This window comes from Rhodobacter calidifons (assembly GCF_011174775.1).
In the GTDB taxonomy this organism is placed as follows: Bacteria; Pseudomonadota; Alphaproteobacteria; order Rhodobacterales; family Rhodobacteraceae; genus Tabrizicola; species Tabrizicola calidifons.
Map to the genome: position 1 here is coordinate 39049 of NZ_JAANHS010000012.1, position 16501 is coordinate 55549.

A 16501-nucleotide genomic window follows, 5' to 3' on the forward strand; every position below is an offset into this window, starting at 1 on the left:
GCGAAAACCCCGTGGCCAGGCTTTCGCCGCCATGCCCGCTGTCATCGCGATGGGCAGAGCGGCCGTGCCCCACCATCGACTGCCCCCAAAGCCTGGCAGCAAACCCGGTGCCGCGCCGACACCTGAGCGAGGAACGTCCATTGCAGATTGACTCTCATCCGCGATTTGCTTAACAAAGCAAATATATGCAGGACCCCGGCCGATGCCCCATATCCAGATCGACTATTCCCCGAACCTTGAAGACCGCCTGGACATCGCGGGGCTGTGCCGGGTGCTGCGCGATGCGGCGGTTGCCACCGGCATCCTGCCGCTGGCGGGGATCCGCGTCCGTGCCACGGCCTGCACCCATGTGGTGATCGCCGACGGCAACCCGGAGCATGCCTTCCTTGACATCTCGCTGCGCCTGCGCGCCGGCCGCAGCGCCGAGGACAAGGCCCGCGCAACGGCGGAGATCTTCGCCGCGGCACAGGCCTATTGCGCCAAGGTCCTTGAAACCTCGTCCTTCCTGCTGTCCTTCGAAATGCGCGACATCGACCCCGCGCTGTCGCCCAAGACCTCGTCGATCCGCCGCTACCTGCCGGGAGAAACCCAGTGACCGACCTTGCCACCCATCTGGCGAACCTTGACGGCCACCTGGCCCGGTTCCGCGACACGGGCATCCTGAACCTGATCGACGGGAAGGATGTCACGGGGGACGACTGGTTCGAGTCCCGCTCCCCCGTCGATGAAAGCCTGATCGCCCGCGTGGCACTTGGCACCGAGGCGACAGTGGACGCAGCGGCAAAGGCGGCGAAGGCCGCGTTCCCGGCCTGGGCCGCCTTGCCCGGCGACAGGCGCAAGGCGATCCTGCACCGCATCGCCGATCTGATCGAGGCGCGGGCAGAGGAAATCGCGCTCTGCGAATGCTGGGACACCGGGCAGGCCTGGCGCTTCATGTCCAAGGCCGCGTTGCGCGGGGCGGGAAACTTCCGCTTCTTCGCGGACCTCGCGCCTGGCGCGCGCGACGGGAAAAGCCTTCCCACAAAAGACCACCTGAACGTGACCAGCCGCCATCCCATCGGGCCGGTGGGCGTCATCACGCCCTGGAACACGCCCTTCATGCTGTCCACCTGGAAGATCGCCCCGGCGCTGGCCGCAGGCTGCACGGTCGTCCACAAACCGGCGGAGTTCTCCCCCCTGACCGCCCGCCTTCTGGCGGAGATCTGCCATGAGGCGGGCTTGCCGCCCGGCGTGCTGAACCTGGTGAACGGCATGGGCGAGGGCGCAGGCAAGGCGCTGACCGAACACCCCGACATAAAGGCCATCGCCTTCGTCGGCGAAAGCCGCACCGGCAGCATGATCATGAAGCAAGGCGCCGACACGCTGAAGCGTGTCCACTTCGAACTTGGCGGCAAGAACCCGGTGATCGTGTTCGACGATGCCGATCTTGACCGCGCGCTGGATGCGGTGATCTTCATGATCTATTCGCTGAACGGCGAACGCTGCACCTCCTCCAGCCGGCTGCTGGTGCAAGAGACGATTGCGGACAGGTTCCACAAAATGCTGGTCGCCCGCGTGAACAAAATCCGCGTCGGCCATCCCCTGGACCCGGCAACCGAGGTCGGCCCGCTGATCCACAAGACGCATTTCGACAAGGTGACCTCCTACATCGATATCGGCCAAGGGGAGGGCGCGACCCTGGCAGCGGGCGGCATCCGCGTCGGCGACAAGGGCTGGTTCATCCGCCCGACCCTGTTCACGAACGCCCGTTCGGATATGCGCATCGCGCAGGAAGAGGTGTTCGGCCCCTTCCTCACCTCGATCACCTTCCGGGACGAGGAAGAGGCTCTGGCCATCGCCAACGGCACCGCCTACGGCCTGACCGGCTATGTCTGGACCAGTGACCTGACCCGCGCCCTGCGCTTCGGCGAAAGGCTGGAGGCGGGGATGATCTGGGTGAACAGCGAAAACGTCCGCCACCTGCCCACCCCCTTCGGCGGGGTCAAGGCCAGCGGCATCGGGCGTGACGGCGGGGACTGGTCGTTCGAATTCTACATGGAACAGAAGAACGTGGCCTTTGCCCTGGGCCACCACAAGATCCAGCGACTGGGAGCCTGACGATGCCCATCCCCGCCCCGAACCTGAACCCGCCCTTCAACATCGTCCGGCTAAGCCATGTCGAGTTGAAGGTCACCGACCTCGCCTGGTCCCGCGCCTATTACGTCGACACGCTGGGCCTTCAGGTCACGCACGAGGATGCCTCCACCATCTACCTCCGCGCGATGGAGGAACGCGGCCATCACTGCATGATCCTGCGCCAGTCCGCAGAGGCTTCGGTGGGCGTCCTCGGCTTCAAGGTCTGGTCCGAGGACGACCTCGACCGCGCCGCGCACTGGTTCACGGCGCGCAGCCTGCCCTTCGCCTGGTCTGAGCGCCCCTTCATGGGCCGGGTCCTCGCCACCCGCGACCCCTGGGGCGTGCCGCTGGAATTCTACGCGCGGATGGACCGCCTGCCGCCGATCCACCAGCAGTATCGTCTCTATCGCGGGGTCAAGCCGCTGCGGATCGACCACTTCAACCTGTTCTCGTCGAACGTGGACAGGGCCGTGGAATTCTACGGCGACATGGGCTTCCGCGTCACAGAATACACCGCGGATGAGGAGACGGGCCGCACCTGGGCCGCCTGGATGCACCGGAAGGGCGGCGTCCATGACATCGCCTTCACCAACGGCACCGGCCCGCGCCTGCACCACACCGCCTTCTGGGTGCCGACGCCGCTGAACATCATCGACCTTCTCGACCTGATGTCCACCACCGGCTACCTTGCGAACATCGAACGCGGCCCCGGCCGCCACGGGATTTCCAACGCCTTCTTCCTCTACATCCGCGACAAGGACGGGCACCGGACGGAAATCTACTGTTCCGACTACCAGACCTGCGACCCGGACCTGGAGCCGATCAGGTGGGACCTGAAGGACCCGCAGCGCCAGACCCTTTGGGGCGCGCCCGCGCCGCGGTCGTGGTTCGAACTGGGGTCCGTCTTTGACGGCGCCACATTGGCCGATAGCGACCTGAAGGCAACCCCGATCATCGCGCCCTGACGCCATGAACCTTGTGACCTTCTCCGCCGATGGCAAGCAACACTGGGGCGTGACCGCTGCGGGAGGCGTTCTCGCCCTGTCGCCCGAGTTTCCGCAGTGGAATACCCTGCGCAACGTGATCGAGGCCGGGGCGATTCTTCGGGTGCTGAAAGCAGGGCAAGGCCGCCCGGCGAGCCATCCCGAAGGATCGTTCACATACGACATCCCGATCCCCGACCCGGAAAAGATCATCTGCGTGGGCGTGAACTTCCCCGACCGCAATGCCGAGTACAAGGACGGTCAGGATGCCCCGCCGTTCATGTCCCTCTTCCCCCGCTTTGCCCGCAGCTTCACCGGCCACGGGCAGCCGCTGATCCGCCCGCCGGAAAGCCCGCAACTCGACTACGAAGGCGAGATCGCCGTCATCATCGGCAAGGCCGGCCGCCGCATCCCTGAAGTCGAGGCGCTGTCCCATATCGCCGCCCTGACGCTGTGCAACGAAGGCACGATCCGCGACTGGGTGCGGCATGCGAAGTTCAACGTGACGCAAGGCAAGAACTGGGACCGTTCGGGCTCCATCGGCCCCTCGGCCGTCCCCTTCACCGACCCCGCGCAGATCACCGACATCGCACTGGAAACCCGGGTGAACGGAGAGCTGCGCCAGCAGGACCGCACCGGGCGGATGCTCTTCCCGGTGGCGCGGCAGATCGCCTACATCTCCACCTTCACCACGCTGGTCCCCGGCGACATCATCGTCACCGGCACCCCCACGGGGGCAGGCGCGCGCTTCGATCCTCCGGTCTGGCTGAAACCGGGGGACACAGTCGAAGTCAGCGCCGAAGGCATCGGCACGCTGCGGAACGGGGTCGCAGACGAATGACGCCGGATGAGATCACGACCGCCGCTGAAATGCTTTTTCAGGCCGAACGGACGGGCCAACAATGCGGGCTTCTCTCCCTGATCCATCCCGACATGACGCTGGACGACGCCTATGCCGTGCAGGCCGCCCTTGTCGCCCTCAAACGCGCCGAAGGGCGCAGGGTCATCGGCTGGAAGATCGGCCTGACCAGCCGTGCGATGCAGCAGGCGCTGGGGATCGAGACACCGGATTCCGGCGTTCTTCTGGACGACATGCTGTTCACGGACGGAGCGACCGTGCCGCCCGGCCGCTTCATCCAGCCCCGGATCGAGGCCGAGATCGCCTTTGCCATGAAGGCCCCCCTGCGCGGCGACCGAGTGACGCGGGCCGAGGTGCTGGCTGCGACCGACTGGGTGGCGCCCAGCCTAGAGATCCTCGACACCCGCATCCTGCGCGCCGATCCGGCCACGGGCCGGACGCGGATCATCACCGATACCGTCAGCGACAATGCGGCCAACGCCGGCATCGTCCTAGGCCCGCAGCGCCACGCGCCCGAGGCCTTCGACCTGCGCTGGATCGGGGCCATCGTCAGCCGCGACGGCGTGGTCGAAGAAACCGGCCTCGGCGCCGGTGTGCTGAACGATCCGGTGACGGGAATCCTGTGGCTGGTGCATCGGCTGGCCCGCTATGGCCAGGGGATCGAGGCGGGGCAGATCCTTCTGTCCGGCAGCTTCATCCGCCCGGTCGAAGCCCCGCCCGGCAGCCGGTTCCACGCCGATTTCGGCCCCTTCGGCGCGGTCAGCCTGACCTTCGCCTAGGACTGCGCGGCCGGGCCGGGGCGCCCGTTCCGGCTGCGGCAAACTTTCCGGGTCCCGCCCCCGGCACAACGCGCAGAACCGCCGCGTCCCCCCTTCCACCCGGCGCATGGCCTTCCTATCTCCCGGGGATGACCGATCCCGCACCCGAAAGCATCGCCCCCTCGCTCGCCTTCATCGAACAGCTGGCGCATGAGGCCGTCGCGACCCTGCCCGCCCCCTTCCGCGAACCCGCGACCCTTGTCCGCCTGCGCGTCGAGGAGTTTCCCGACGACGACATGCTGGAAGAACTTGGCGTCGACGACGCCTTCGACCTGACCGGGCTTTACGACGGGATCCCCCTGACCGAGAAGTCCACCGCCGAACAGATGACGCGCCCGGACGTGATCTGGCTGTTCCGCCGCCCGATCCTGGACGAATGGGCCGAACGCGGCAATGTGTCGATCCAGGATCTGGTCGGCCATGTCGTGGTGCACGAGCTGGCGCATCATTTCGGCTGGACCGACGACCAGATCGCCGCCATCGACCGCTGGTGGGAGTGACCGGGTTCCCGGCCCTTGCGCACAGGGGGTGTGCAGCCGTGCCCGGCGGATGACGGTCCTGTGACCGGCCCCGTGGCCGATCCGGCCTATCCTTCCGGCATCCGCAGAATGGAGGAAGACATGACCGACCACGTCGCGGGCCGCACCAATGGCCTGTCCCGCCGCCAGGCCCTTTTTGCCGGGGCCAGCCTGCCCCTTGCCGCCGCCCTGCCGCTGCCGCTTGCCGCGCAGGAGACGATGCAGGGTTCGGGCTTCGCGCCCTGGAACCGCTTCAGGCTGGGCAGCTTCGAGGTCACGACGCTGCTTGCCGGCACCCGCGCCAGCGACAAGCCGCAAGAGACCTTCGGCACCAATGCCAGCCCCGAGGATTTTGCCGCGCTGTCGGCGGCGAACTTCATCCCTGCCGACCGGACGCAGAACTTCTTCACGCCGACCGTGGTGAACACCGGGGCCGAGATCGTGCTGTTCGACACGGGTCTTGCCGCCGAGGCCACCCTTGCCGCGCTGAACGCCGCTGGGATGTCGCCCGAGATGGTGGATGTCGTGGTCCTGACCCATATGCACGGCGACCATATCGGCGGGCTGATGGGGGCGGACGGCACGACACCGACCTTCGCGAATGCCCGCTATGTCACCGGGGCGGTCGAGCACAATCACTGGTCTGCCGCCGGCAACGAAGGCTTCGACAGATCCGTGAAGCCTCTGGCCGACCGGATGAGCTTCATCGGCAACAACGGCAGCGTGGCCCCGGGCATCACCGGGATCGACGCCTTCGGCCATACGCCGGGCCACATGGTCTATCAGGTCGAATCCGACGGCCAGCGCCTGATGATCACCGCCGACACCGCCAACCATTACGTCTGGTCCCTGCAACGCCCCGACTGGGAGGTGCGCTTCGACGCCGACAAGGCGCAGGCTGCCGCAACCCGCCGCGCCGTCTTCGGCCAGATCGCCGCCGACCGCATCCCCTTCATCGGCTACCACATGCCCTTCCCCGGCATAGGCTATGTCGAGGCGATGGGCGAAGGCTTCCGCTACATCCCCGCCAGCTACCAGCTTATGCTGAACGGCTGAGGCGAAGGGCCGGAATCCTTCGAAGGATTCTGGCAAGAGTCTTCGGCAACTTTTGCCCCCGGCGGTGCGCACCGGGGGCGGTTCCATTTCGGCGCGAAGGGTCTATGATAGCGGTAACACGAACAGGTGCCGCATGACCCAAGCCCCGATCCTGACCCTGACGCTGAACCCCGCGCTCGACATGGCGACCGAGGTGCACGAGCTGATCCCCGGCCACAAGCTGCGCTGCACCGAACCCCTGCTCGACCCCGGCGGCGGCGGTCTGAACGTCTCCCGCGCGATCAAGGCGCTGGGGGGCGACAGCCTGGCGCTGGTGGCCATCGGCGGGCTGACCGGGGACCGTCTGGCGGGACTGATCCGGCAGGAGGGCGTCACCTTCCTCTCCATCCTCGGCCCCGGCGAGACGCGCCAGTCGCTGACCGTGAACGAGGTCACCACCGGCAAGCAGTATCGCTTCATGCTGCCCGGTCCCGTCTGGGGCGAGGCCGAACGGGCGCGCGTCTTCACGCTGCTGCGCGCCACCGCGCGGCCTGGCGGGCTGTCGGTGATCTCGGGCAGCCAGCCCCCGGGCGTTCCGGTCGATTTCCCCGCACAGCTTGCCGCCTCGATGCCCGAGACGCGCGTCGTGCTGGATACCTCCGGTGCGACCCTGACCGAGGCGGTGCGGCATCCGATTCCCGGCCTGGAAGTGCTGCGGATGGACGGACCGGAGGGCGAGGAGCTGGCCGGCCGCCCGCTGCCGACGCTGGAGGACACGGCCGAATTCGCGCAGTCGCTGGTCCGCAGGGGCGTGGCGAGGACCGTGATCGTCGCGCGCGGGGCCGAGGGCAACGTGCTGGCCGATGCCGGGCAGCGGCTCTTTGCCCGGGCGGCCAGGGTGCGAGTGAAATCCACCGTCGGCGCCGGGGACAGCTTCGTCGCCGCCTTCGTCCTGTCGCTGGCCCGCGGCCAGTCCAATGCCGAGGCGCTGGCGCTGGGTTCCGCGGCAGCCTCGGCCGCGGTCACCACCGACGCGACCCAGCTCTGCCGGCCGGAGGACGTGATGCGGCTTCTGCCGGAATGCGTGGTCAGCGCCGCCTGACCCTGACCCTGCCTCGGCCCGGGCGCCGCGCCATCGCCCTTCCCTTGCCCGGCGCCCGCCGCTAAGTCTGGCCCATGCGCCAGACCCTGACCGAGATCTACGAGGCCCGCGTGGCGGAAGGCAGCCTGCGGGCCGATCCGGCCCAGCACGCCGTCCTGCCCCGTCTCGAAGCCCTGCGCCTCTGGCTCGAGACCAATGCCACCCGCCGCGTCGGTCTGTTTGCCGGCCTCTTCGCCAAGCCGATCCAACCCCCGCGCGGCCTGTATCTCTGGGGCGGGGTCGGGCGCGGCAAGTCGATGCTGATGGACCTGTTCACCGATGCGACCGACATCGCGGGCAAGCGACGGGTGCATTTCCACGCCTTCATGCAGGGCGTCCACAAGGGCATGCACGCCGCCCGTGGGCGCGGTATCGAGGACCCCCTGACCCCCGTCGCCGACGAGATCGCCCGCGACCTGCGGCTTCTCGCCTTCGACGAGATGCAGATCACCGACATCACCGACGCGATGATCGTCGGCCGCCTTTTCGAGAAGCTCTTCGCCGCCGGGGTGGTCGTCGTCACCACCTCGAACCGCCCGCCGGTGGACTTGTACAAGGACGGCCTCAGCCGCGCCCTGTTCCTGCCCTTCATCGCCATGCTGGAGGAAAGGCTGGAAATCGTCGAACTGCAAAGCCCGACCGACTACCGCCAGCACCGCCTTGCCGGCGCGCAGGTCTATTTCCACCCCGCCCGCACGGCCACCGCGCAGATCGCCGCGATCTGGACCGACCTGACCGGTGGCGCCCCCGAGCAGCCCCTGACGCTGGAGGTGAACGGCCGCCAGCTGATCCTGCCGCGCCATGCCAACGGGATCGGGCGGGCCAGCTTCTGGGAGCTCTGCTCGAAACCCCTCGGCCCGGCCGACTACCTCGCCATCGCCAACGCGGTCCGGGTGCTGATCCTGGAAGACATCCCGCAGCTGTCCTCGGCCAACTACAACGAGGCGAAACGCTTCGTCACCCTGATCGACGCGCTGTACGAGGCGAAGGTCCGCCTTATCGTCTCGGCTGCCGATGTGCCCGAACGGCTGTATATCGAGGGCGAAGGCGCCTTCGAATTCGAACGCACCGCCAGCCGCCTGCGCGAGATGCAGGCGGACGGCTGGGGCGCCTAGGCCAGGGCCTGCCAGAGAAGCCGCAGCGCCATTGCGGTCGAAGTGACCACGAGAAGCGGCCTGATGGCCCGCGCCCCCGCCCGCAACGCGACCCGCGCCCCCAGGCTCGCCCCGGCGACCTGCGCCACCGCCATTGCCAACCCGACATGCCACCATGTCGCACCCGAGAAGGCGAAGACCAGCAGGCTGCCCAGGTTCGAGGCGAAGTTCAGCAACTTGGTATGCGCCGTCGCCTTCAGCAAGCCGTAGCCCGCAAGAAGAACGAAGCCCAGCATGAAGAAGGACCCGGTGCCGGGGCCGAAAAAGCCGTCATATGCGGCAATCAGCGGAACCGCGGTGACTGCGAAGATGCCGGGTCTGATCCGCTGCATCCGGGCGTCATCGGTCAGGCCCGGCTTCAGCGCGAAGAAGGCCGCCACCCCAATCAGGATCACCGGCATGACAAGGCGCAAGACCTCGGCCGGCACCAGATGCGCCGCCATCGCACCCGATGCCCCCGCCCCCGCACTGATCGCCGCCATGCCCAGCTGCTCGCCCGGCCGGACCATCCCCGCCCGGGCATAGGCAACCGTCGCCGTCGCGGCACCGAAGCTTCCCTGCAACTTGTTCGTCGCCAGCGCCTCGACGGGCGAGGCCCCCGCCAGCAGCAGCGCCGGAACCGAGATCAACCCGCCCCCGCCGGCGATGCTGTCGATGAAACCGGCGCAGAAGGCGGCGAGGATCAGGACGAGGGCAAGATGGCTGGTGATTTCGAACATCGCCCGCCTTGTCGCCGGTTCCTGCGCCGGGGACAAGGGGAAGCCGTCCTCGGGGCATCGAGCCCCTCGGACGGCGCATCCGCGGAACGCATGGGCCGCGTCGTCCGGGCGGACAGGTCGGCAGCCTCCGGCGGGAGTATTTCGGACATGGGCAAATCCGACTTGCCCATGTGAAAATACTCCGGGGGTTTGGGGGCAGCGCCCCCATCCACCGAGGAGGAGGGCGCAGGCCCGACGACGAGAGGAAAGGCTTGCGCGTCAGCGCTCCGCACGGCTCCGGCGGTCAGTCCGGGGCGAAGGCATCGCGGGCGTAGCCTTGCAGGTAGAGAAGCGCTGTGAGGTCGCCATGGTTGATCCGGATGTCGCATTGCGCCTGCACGGTCGGTTTGGCATGCAGCGCAACTCCCGTGCCTGCCGCAAGCAGCATCGGCAGGTCGTTGGCCCCGTCGCCCACGGCGATCGCCTCGGCCGGCGTGATCCCGAGCCGCGCGGAGATCTCTTGCAAGGCGTGCAGCTTGGCCTCCTTGCCAAGGATCGGCTCTACCACCGTGCCGGCAAGCCTGCCGTCTGCCACATGCAAGGTGTTCGCCCGGTTCTCGTCAAACCCGAGCCACCCCGCCACCGCCGAGGTGAAGGCCGTGAACCCGCCCGAGACCAGTGCGGCGTAGGCGCCATTCGCCTTCATCGTCGCCACAAGAACCTTCCCCCCCGGCATCAGCGTGATCCGGTCGCGCAGAACCTGCCCGATGACGCCCTCGGGCAGGCCCTTGAGCAAACCGACCCGTTCCCGCAAGGCGCCTTCGAAATCCAGCTCGCCGTTCATTGCCCGCGCCGTGATCCCGGCCACCCGTGCGCCCACCCCGGCCTCGTCGGCAAGCTCGTCGATGCATTCCTGCCGGATCATCGTCGAATCCATGTCGGCGATGAGCAGGCGCTTCTTCCGGCCCTCGGCCCTTTGCAGCACCAGGTCGATGCACAGGCCTTGCAGGTCCTTCCAGACCTCCCAGCGGTTCTCGGGCATCCGGTCCAGATCGAACTCGGCTGCCACACCGGGGTCGAGCCACCGCGCCATGCCCCCGCCCCAGGCGTTGCGCAGCGATTCCACCGTCACCCGCTCCAGCACCGGGGTTTCGGGGTTGGTGAGAAGAGTGACGACGAACATGGGGCAGGTTTCCGATAGTGAACAGAGGCGTCGGTTTTTCGCGATGATGCGTCGGCCTATCGCGATTTTTCCGCTTGCACCAGCCCAAGGCGGCCATTACCCACGGCGGCGGGACACCCTTCCCCAACGAAGGGCTTTTAGCTGGAAGGCTACCATGACTGACCTGACCCCGCCGGCCAAGCGCCCGGCCAATCCGCGCTTCTCCTCGGGCCCCTGCGCCAAGATCCCCGGATATTCCCTCGACATGCTGGCCGACGCGCCTTTGGGCCGGTCGCACCGCGCCGCCGTCGGCAAGGCCAAGCTGAAAGAGGCGATCGACCTGACGCGCGAGATCCTCGGCGTTCCTGCCGACTACCGGATCGGCATCGTTCCCGCCTCGGACACCGGCGCGGTGGAAATGGCGATGTGGTCGCTTCTGGGCGCCCGGCCAGTTGAAATGCTGGCCTGGGAATCGTTCGGCGAGGGCTGGGTCACGGATGTGGTCAAGCAGCTGAAACTCGACGCGACGGTCCGCAAGGCGCCCTACGGGCAGATCGTGGATTTCGCCCAGGTCGATTTCGACAAGGACGTGGTGTTCACCTGGAACGGCACCACCTCGGGCGTCCGTCTGCCGAACGGCGATGCGATCCCGGCCACCCGCGAAGGGTTGACCATCTGCGACGCCACCAGCGCCGCCTTCGCGATGGACCTTCCTTTCGACAAGCTGGATGTCACCACCTTCTCCTGGCAGAAGGTCCTGGGCGGCGAGGGCGCGCATGGCGTCCTCATCCTCAGCCCCCGCGCTGTCGAACGGCTGGAAAGCTACACCCCCGCCTGGCCGCTGCCGAAGATCTTCCGGCTGACCGCCAAGGGCAAGCTGATCGAAGGCATCTTCCAGGGCGAGACGATCAACACGCCCTCGATGCTGGCGAACGAGGATTACCTTGTCGCGCTGAAATGGGCGAAGTCCATCGGCGGCCTGCCCGCGCTGATCGCACGCGCCAAGGCGAATTCGCAGGTCGTCTGGGACTTCTGCGCCGCAAACCCCTGGATCGCCAATCTGGCCGAACACCCGGCCACCGCCTCGACGACTTCGGTCTGCCTCAAGTTCACCGATCCGCGCATCACCGACGGCGAGGCTTTTGCGAAAGCCGTGGCGAAACGGATCGAGAAGGCGGGCGCGGGCTTCGACCTCGGCGCCTACCGCGACGCGCCGCCGGGCCTGCGGATCTGGTGCGGCTCGACGGTCGAGACCTCGGACGTCCAGGCGCTGATGCCCTGGATCGCGCATGCCTTCCACGCGGAAATCGCCGCGCTGTCGCAAGCCGCCTGAGCAACCCCGCCCCGGACCTGATCCGGGGCCTCCCTTCATCCCGCGAGGTCCCGGATCAAGTCCGGGACGCGATGTCCCCGAACACAGGTTCCGCAAAATGCCCAAAGTCCTCGTTTCCGACGAACTTTCCGAAACCGCCGTCCAGATCTTCCGCGACCGCGGGGTCGAGGTGGACTACATGCCGAAGCTCGGCAAGGACAAGGAAAAGCTGGCCGAGATCATCGGCAACTACGACGGCCTTGCCATCCGATCCGCCACCAAGGTCACCGAAAAACTGCTGGAACGCGCCACCAACCTGAAAGTGGTGGGCCGGGCCGGGATCGGGGTGGACAACGTGGACATCCCGGCGGCGTCGAAGAAGGGCGTCATCGTGATGAACACGCCCTTCGGCAACTCGATCACCACCGCCGAACATGCCATCGCCATGATGTTCGCCATCGCCCGGCAGATCCCCGAGGCCAACGCCTCGACCCATGCCGGAAAGTGGGAAAAGTCCCGCTTCATGGGGGTCGAACTTTACAACAAGACGCTCGGCGTGATCGGGGCGGGCAATATCGGCGGCATCGTCTGCGACCGGGCGGTGGGCCTGCACATGAAGGTCATCGCCTATGACCCCTTCCTGTCTGATGAGCGCGCAAAACAGCTGGGCGTGACCAAGGTGGAGCTGGACGAGCTTCTCGCCCGCGCCGATTTCATCACGCTCCACGTCCCCCTCACCGACAAGACCCGCAACATCCTGTCGCGCGAGGCGCTGGCGAAGACGAAGAAGGGCGTGCGCATCATCAACTGCGCCCGCGGCGGGCTGATCGACGAGGCCGCACTCCTCGACGCGCTGAACTCCGGCCATGTCGCGGGCGCGGCGCTCGACGTCTTCGAGGTCGAACCCGCCACCGAGAACCCGCTCTTCGGCCACCCGAACGTGGTCTGCACCCCGCATCTCGGCGCCTCCACCACCGAAGCGCAGGAGAACGTGGCGCTCCAGGTGGCCGAGCAGATGTCCGACTACCTGCTGACCGGCGCTGTCCAGAACGCGCTGAACATGCCCAACGTCACCGCCGAAGAGGCCGCCGTCATGGGCCCCTGGATCAGGCTGGCCTCCCACCTCGGCAGCTTCATCGGCCAGATGACGGAAGAGCCGATCAAGGCGATCAACATCCTCTACGACGGTTCGGTCGCCGAGATGAACCTTGCGGCCCTGAACCAGGCGGTCATCGCCGGAGTGCTGAAGGCGCAGAACCCGGACGTGAACCTCGTCTCGGCCCCCGTTGTGGCCAGGGAGAAGGGCATCCAGGTCTCCACCACCCGGCAGGAAAAGACCGGGGTCTTCGACGCCTATATCAAGGTGACGATGGTGACGGACAAGCGCGAACGCTCGGTCGCCGGGACCTGCTTCTCCGACGGCAAGCCGCGCTTCATCCAGATCAAGGGCATCAACATCGATGCCGAGATCGGCCGGCACATGCTCTACACCACCAACGAGGACGTGCCCGGCATCATCGGCCTTCTGGGCATGACCATGGGCAAGAACAACGTCAACATCGCGAACTTCACGCTGGGCCGGTCGGGCGTGGGCCAGGACGCGATCGCCATCCTCTACCTGGATCAGCCGATCGACCCCAAGGTGATCGAGACGCTGGAAGGCACCGGCATGTTCCAGCAGGTCAAGGCCTTGCAGTTCGACGTGACCTGAGCCCGCTTGCAGCTTGCCCATGTTCCAAATACTCCACGGGGGTCCGGGGGTGTGAAACCCCCGGCGCTCTCCACCGGGGCCGACGCATGCACATCTACGCCATCGGCGATATCCACGGCCATCTGACGCTCTTGCAGGCCGCGCATGAGCTGATCGCCGCGGACATGGCGCGGCATGGGCCGGGCCCGGTGGTCCATGTCGGCGATGTGGTGGACCGCGGACCGGACAGCCGGGGCGTCATCGACTTCCTGATGGCCGGGATCGCCGAGGGCCGGGACTGGATCGTCCTGAAGGGCAACCATGACCGGATGTTCACCCGCTTCCTGCGCGACCCCTGGGAGCCGGAGCCCGGCCTCAGGGCGGAACTGTCCTGGCTGCACCCGCGGCTCGGAGGGTCGGATACCCTGCGCTCCTACGGGGTCGCCAATGCCGGCGACAGGCCGGTCGCGAAGGTCCATGCCGAGGCGCTGGCCGCCGTGCCGGAGGCGCATCGCGCCTTCCTCGCCGCCCGGCCCGGCCTGCACCTGGCGGGCGACTGCGCCTTCGTCCATGCCGGCATCCGCCCCGGCATCGCGCTTGCCGACCAGACCGAGACCGACCTGGTCTGGATCCGCGAACCCTTCCTCAGCGAGGGAACCAGCCACGGCCCGCTGATCGTCCACGGCCATACCGCCATCGACGCCGCCACCCATTACGGCAACCGGCTCAACCTCGATTCGGGCGCGGCCTATGGCGGGCCGCTGTCTGCCGTGGTGATCGAGGGGCGCGAGGCCGCGCTTCTGACGCCACTGGGCCGCCGGAAACTTTCAAGCGTCCGGGCCTGAGCCCCGCGAAGAGCGCGCGGCAGCAAGCGATGAGCCGCAGTTTCAGGGATGCTCGCGCCGGATCAGCCGCTTGACCGACCGGCCACCCAGATAGCCGAAAACCGCGACCGCCAGGCCCACCACCTCGGCAATCGCCGGGCCTTCGGGAATGCCGCGCACCACCAGCGCCACGACCATCAGCGCCAGCCCGCCAAGACTGGCCCAGAGCCAGAACCACAACTCGCCCCGCGTCGGGCCGAAACGCCAGGGGTTCCTGTTCTCCATCACCGGGGCCTCCTGCACCGCTGCCACAGACGGCCGGGATCCGTCCGACCTCTGGTATATCGCACTTTACCCGGGCCATCGCGCGTGATTGCGTGCCAGCCATGATCGACAGCCGCACCCCGACCCGCCTTGTCCCGATCCGCCTTGTCCCGATCCTGACCGTTGCCGGGATCATCCTTCTTACGGCCGCCTGGCTGTACTGGATCGGTCGCGAGCCGTGGTGCAAGTGCGGCTATGTCAAGCTCTGGCACGGCCAGGTGGTCAGTTCCGAGAATTCGCAGCACATCTCGGACTGGTACACCCCCAGCCACATCATCCACGGCTTCCTGTTCTACGGCCTGCTGTGGCTGGTCGCGCGCAGGCTTTCATTCGGCTGGCGGCTGGTCATCGCCACGCTGGTCGAAGCCGCCTGGGAGATCGTCGAGAACTCGAACGCCGTGATCGAACGCTATCGCAGCGTGACGATCTCGCTGGATTATTACGGCGATTCGATCGTGAACGTGGTGGCCGACATCGCCGCGATGATCCTGGGATTCTGGCTGGCAAGCCGCCTGCCCGTCCGGGTCACGGTCGCGCTGATCCTTCTGTTCGAGGTGACGACGATCTGGCTGATCCGCGACGGTCTGGCGCTGAACGTCCTGATGCTGCTCTATCCGCTGGACGCGGTGGCCGAATGGCAGGCCGCGCGCTGATCCGCGACCCTGCGCCGGAACCTGCGGCCGTCAGACCCGCATCCGCCGCAACGACAGGATCGCCGCCAGGCTGATCGCGCAGAGGATGCACGCCACCAGGACGAAGAATCCGCGCTCGCCCAGGGCGGCACTGACGGGCGCCAGGATCAGGGGGGCGGTGATCGCACCCGCCAGACCCGCGGCGACGATGGTCGGCGGCACCCGGATGTCCTCGCCCATCTTGCCGCTGGCAGTGACGTAGTAGCCGGGGAAGAACACCCCGGCCGAGGCGCCCATGGCGACGAAGAAGACCGCAGGCGACAGGAACACCGCGCCCAGGGCAAAGACCGCCGCCGAGCCGATGGCGGCAGTGTAAAGCAGGAAGGGATCGACCCGATGCGCGATGAAGATCAGCCCGACCCGCGCCAGAAGGAAGACGACGAAGAAGGCGCTCAGAAGCTCGGAGGCCCGCGTTTCGGCAACGCCCGCCCGGATCAGCGCGCTGGGGCCAAGGCCGGCAAGGCTTGCCTCCATCCCGATGGCCAGCGCCCCGAAGGCCAAGATGCCCCAGTGCGGCCGGAAAGCCCGGACCTCGCCCGCCGGTGCCGCGGCCACCCGCCCGGCCGGCCCCGCCAGGGCGAAGATCGCCACCAGCGCCACGGCCACCGCGCCGAAGGTCCAGGCCGGGTCGCTGCCCAGCCCGACGAAGGCCAGGGGTGCCGCGATGGCACCCACGCCGAAGGTCGCGTTGAGGAGGCTCAGCATCGAGGGCCCCCTGGCCCCGAAGGCGCGCATCACGCGCGGGTTGAAGACCGCCGTCGCCATGCCGTAGCCCAGGCCGAACAGCGTGCCGCCCAGCAGCGTCAGCCACCAGCCGGGGCTGGCCGCCATCACTGCCGTCCCGGCGGCCATCGCCGCAAGGGCATGGCGCGGCCCGATCCGGGCGCCCAGGACATACATGATGCCCACGCCCAGGAAGCAGCCGACCCAGAGCAGCGCCACGAACAGCCCCGCCTCGGCCTCGGTCAGCGCGAAGTCGCGGAGATAGACCGGCAGCACCGGCCCGAACAGCGCCTGCCCCGCCCCCATCAGGATGAAGGTCGCCACTCCGGCGAAAAGCAGCCCTGCATGGGCTCGGATCAGGTCCTGCAAGATCGGTCTCTCCTTGTCCCCGCGCGCGCGTCCCCTGTCCTCTGGCCGTCCCGCCATGTCAATGGCGGCCGTGACGCGACGTTC

At 67.6% G+C, this 16501-nt stretch carries 17 protein-coding genes; 13 read left to right on the plus strand and 4 right to left on the minus strand.

Going from position 1 to position 16501, the window contains the following annotated elements:
- The first annotated feature begins 202 nt into the window (after positions 1-202).
- The 9 genes from G8O29_RS14190 (at position 203) to zapE (ending at position 8584) form a co-directional block, all read left to right on the plus strand.
- Positions 203-595, plus strand: a complete 393-nt coding sequence (locus tag G8O29_RS14190; protein WP_166403887.1) for a 5-carboxymethyl-2-hydroxymuconate Delta-isomerase — start codon at positions 203-205, stop codon at positions 593-595.
- On the plus strand, positions 592-2097 hold the full coding sequence (gene hpaE, locus G8O29_RS14195) for a 5-carboxymethyl-2-hydroxymuconate semialdehyde dehydrogenase (protein WP_166403888.1): 1506 nt from the start codon (positions 592-594) through the stop codon (positions 2095-2097). Before G8O29_RS14190 ends, hpaE begins: the two co-directional genes overlap by 4 nt.
- Positions 2098-2099: 2 nt before the next feature.
- Positions 2100-3080 carry a 3,4-dihydroxyphenylacetate 2,3-dioxygenase gene (gene hpaD, locus G8O29_RS14200; RefSeq protein WP_166403889.1) on the plus strand — a complete coding sequence of 327 codons (981 nt, stop codon included), beginning with the start codon at positions 2100-2102 and terminating at the stop codon, positions 3078-3080.
- Positions 3081-3084: 4 nt separating this feature from the next.
- Positions 3085-3939: a fumarylacetoacetate hydrolase family protein gene (locus G8O29_RS14205; protein WP_166403890.1), complete on the plus strand. Its 855-nt coding sequence runs from the start codon at positions 3085-3087 to the stop codon at positions 3937-3939.
- Positions 3936-4736 carry a 2-oxo-hept-4-ene-1,7-dioate hydratase gene (gene hpaH, locus G8O29_RS14210; RefSeq protein ID WP_166403891.1) on the plus strand — a complete coding sequence of 267 codons (801 nt, stop codon included), beginning with the start codon at positions 3936-3938 and terminating at the stop codon, positions 4734-4736. The genes G8O29_RS14205 and hpaH overlap by 4 nt, the downstream gene beginning before the upstream one ends.
- A gap of 128 nt (positions 4737-4864) precedes the next feature.
- Positions 4865-5275, plus strand: coding sequence for a metallopeptidase family protein (locus G8O29_RS14215; RefSeq protein ID WP_166403892.1), 411 nt, complete (start codon positions 4865-4867; stop codon positions 5273-5275).
- A 120-nt stretch (positions 5276-5395) separates the two neighbouring features.
- Positions 5396-6349: an MBL fold metallo-hydrolase gene (locus tag G8O29_RS14220; protein WP_166403893.1), complete on the plus strand. Its 954-nt coding sequence runs from the start codon at positions 5396-5398 to the stop codon at positions 6347-6349.
- 133 nt (positions 6350-6482) lie between these two features.
- Complete coding sequence (locus tag G8O29_RS14225) at positions 6483-7430, plus strand: 1-phosphofructokinase family hexose kinase (protein ID WP_166403894.1); 948 nt, start codon at positions 6483-6485, stop codon at positions 7428-7430.
- A 74-nt stretch (positions 7431-7504) separates the two neighbouring features.
- Positions 7505-8584, plus strand: a complete 1080-nt coding sequence (gene zapE / locus G8O29_RS14230) for a cell division protein ZapE (RefSeq protein WP_166403895.1) — start codon at positions 7505-7507, stop codon at positions 8582-8584.
- Here zapE and G8O29_RS14235 read toward each other — a convergent pair.
- Positions 8581-9342: a TSUP family transporter gene (locus G8O29_RS14235; RefSeq protein ID WP_166403896.1), complete on the minus strand. Its 762-nt coding sequence runs from the start codon at positions 9340-9342 to the stop codon at positions 8581-8583. The genes zapE and G8O29_RS14235 overlap by 4 nt on opposite strands.
- Before the next feature lie 283 nt (positions 9343-9625).
- On the minus strand, positions 9626-10504 hold the full coding sequence (gene serB / locus G8O29_RS14240; protein ID WP_166403897.1) for a phosphoserine phosphatase SerB: 879 nt from the start codon (positions 10502-10504) through the stop codon (positions 9626-9628).
- 154 nt (positions 10505-10658) lie between these two features.
- On the opposite strand from serB, the gene G8O29_RS14245 reads away from it, so the two are divergent.
- From G8O29_RS14245 to G8O29_RS14255, 3 genes are all read left to right on the plus strand, one after another.
- The gene (locus G8O29_RS14245) at positions 10659-11816 is read left to right on the plus strand and encodes a phosphoserine transaminase (RefSeq protein ID WP_166403898.1); all 1158 of its coding nucleotides are present in this window, start codon (positions 10659-10661) and stop codon (positions 11814-11816) included.
- Between the two features lie 97 nt (positions 11817-11913).
- On the plus strand, positions 11914-13506 hold the full coding sequence (serA, locus tag G8O29_RS14250) for a phosphoglycerate dehydrogenase (protein WP_166403899.1): 1593 nt from the start codon (positions 11914-11916) through the stop codon (positions 13504-13506).
- A gap of 86 nt (positions 13507-13592) precedes the next feature.
- The gene (locus tag G8O29_RS14255) at positions 13593-14330 is read left to right on the plus strand and encodes a metallophosphoesterase (protein ID WP_166403900.1); all 738 of its coding nucleotides are present in this window, start codon (positions 13593-13595) and stop codon (positions 14328-14330) included.
- 42 nt (positions 14331-14372) lie between these two features.
- On the opposite strand, the gene G8O29_RS14260 is transcribed toward G8O29_RS14255, so the two are convergent.
- Positions 14373-14594, minus strand: a complete 222-nt coding sequence (locus G8O29_RS14260; RefSeq protein WP_166403901.1) for a hypothetical protein — start codon at positions 14592-14594, stop codon at positions 14373-14375.
- Positions 14595-14695: 101 nt separating this feature from the next.
- Here G8O29_RS14260 and G8O29_RS14265 point away from each other — a divergent pair, with 101 nt between their 5' ends.
- Complete coding sequence (locus G8O29_RS14265) at positions 14696-15286, plus strand: DUF2585 domain-containing protein (protein WP_166403902.1); 591 nt, start codon at positions 14696-14698, stop codon at positions 15284-15286.
- A 30-nt stretch (positions 15287-15316) separates the two neighbouring features.
- On the opposite strand, the gene G8O29_RS14270 is transcribed toward G8O29_RS14265, so the two are convergent.
- Complete coding sequence (locus tag G8O29_RS14270) at positions 15317-16417, minus strand: MFS transporter (RefSeq protein WP_166403903.1); 1101 nt, start codon at positions 16415-16417, stop codon at positions 15317-15319.
- Between the last annotated feature and the right edge of the window lie 84 nt (positions 16418-16501).

Bases quoted from the DNA above. Each gene is read 5' to 3' on its own strand.
- G8O29_RS14190 (WP_166403887.1), top strand. From the start codon at position 203: ATGCCCCATATCCAGATCGACTATTCCCCGAACCTTGAAGACCGCCTG.
- hpaD (WP_166403889.1), top strand. From the start codon at position 2,100: ATGCCCATCCCCGCCCCGAACCTGAACCCGCCCTTCAACATCGTCCGG.
- G8O29_RS14205 (WP_166403890.1), top strand. From the start codon at position 3,085: ATGAACCTTGTGACCTTCTCCGCCGATGGCAAGCAACACTGGGGCGTG.
- hpaH (WP_166403891.1), top strand. From the start codon at position 3,936: ATGACGCCGGATGAGATCACGACCGCCGCTGAAATGCTTTTTCAGGCC.
- G8O29_RS14215 (WP_166403892.1), top strand. From the start codon at position 4,865: ATGACCGATCCCGCACCCGAAAGCATCGCCCCCTCGCTCGCCTTCATC.
- G8O29_RS14220 (WP_166403893.1), top strand. From the start codon at position 5,396: ATGACCGACCACGTCGCGGGCCGCACCAATGGCCTGTCCCGCCGCCAG.
- G8O29_RS14225 (WP_166403894.1), top strand. From the start codon at position 6,483: ATGACCCAAGCCCCGATCCTGACCCTGACGCTGAACCCCGCGCTCGAC.
- zapE (WP_166403895.1), top strand. From the start codon at position 7,505: ATGCGCCAGACCCTGACCGAGATCTACGAGGCCCGCGTGGCGGAAGGC.
- G8O29_RS14235 (WP_166403896.1), bottom strand. From the start codon at position 9,342: ATGTTCGAAATCACCAGCCATCTTGCCCTCGTCCTGATCCTCGCCGCC.
- serB (WP_166403897.1), bottom strand. From the start codon at position 10,504: ATGTTCGTCGTCACTCTTCTCACCAACCCCGAAACCCCGGTGCTGGAG.
- G8O29_RS14245 (WP_166403898.1), top strand. From the start codon at position 10,659: ATGACTGACCTGACCCCGCCGGCCAAGCGCCCGGCCAATCCGCGCTTC.
- serA (WP_166403899.1), top strand. From the start codon at position 11,914: ATGCCCAAAGTCCTCGTTTCCGACGAACTTTCCGAAACCGCCGTCCAG.
- G8O29_RS14255 (WP_166403900.1), top strand. From the start codon at position 13,593: ATGCACATCTACGCCATCGGCGATATCCACGGCCATCTGACGCTCTTG.
- G8O29_RS14260 (WP_166403901.1), bottom strand. From the start codon at position 14,594: ATGGAGAACAGGAACCCCTGGCGTTTCGGCCCGACGCGGGGCGAGTTG.
- G8O29_RS14265 (WP_166403902.1), top strand. From the start codon at position 14,696: ATGATCGACAGCCGCACCCCGACCCGCCTTGTCCCGATCCGCCTTGTC.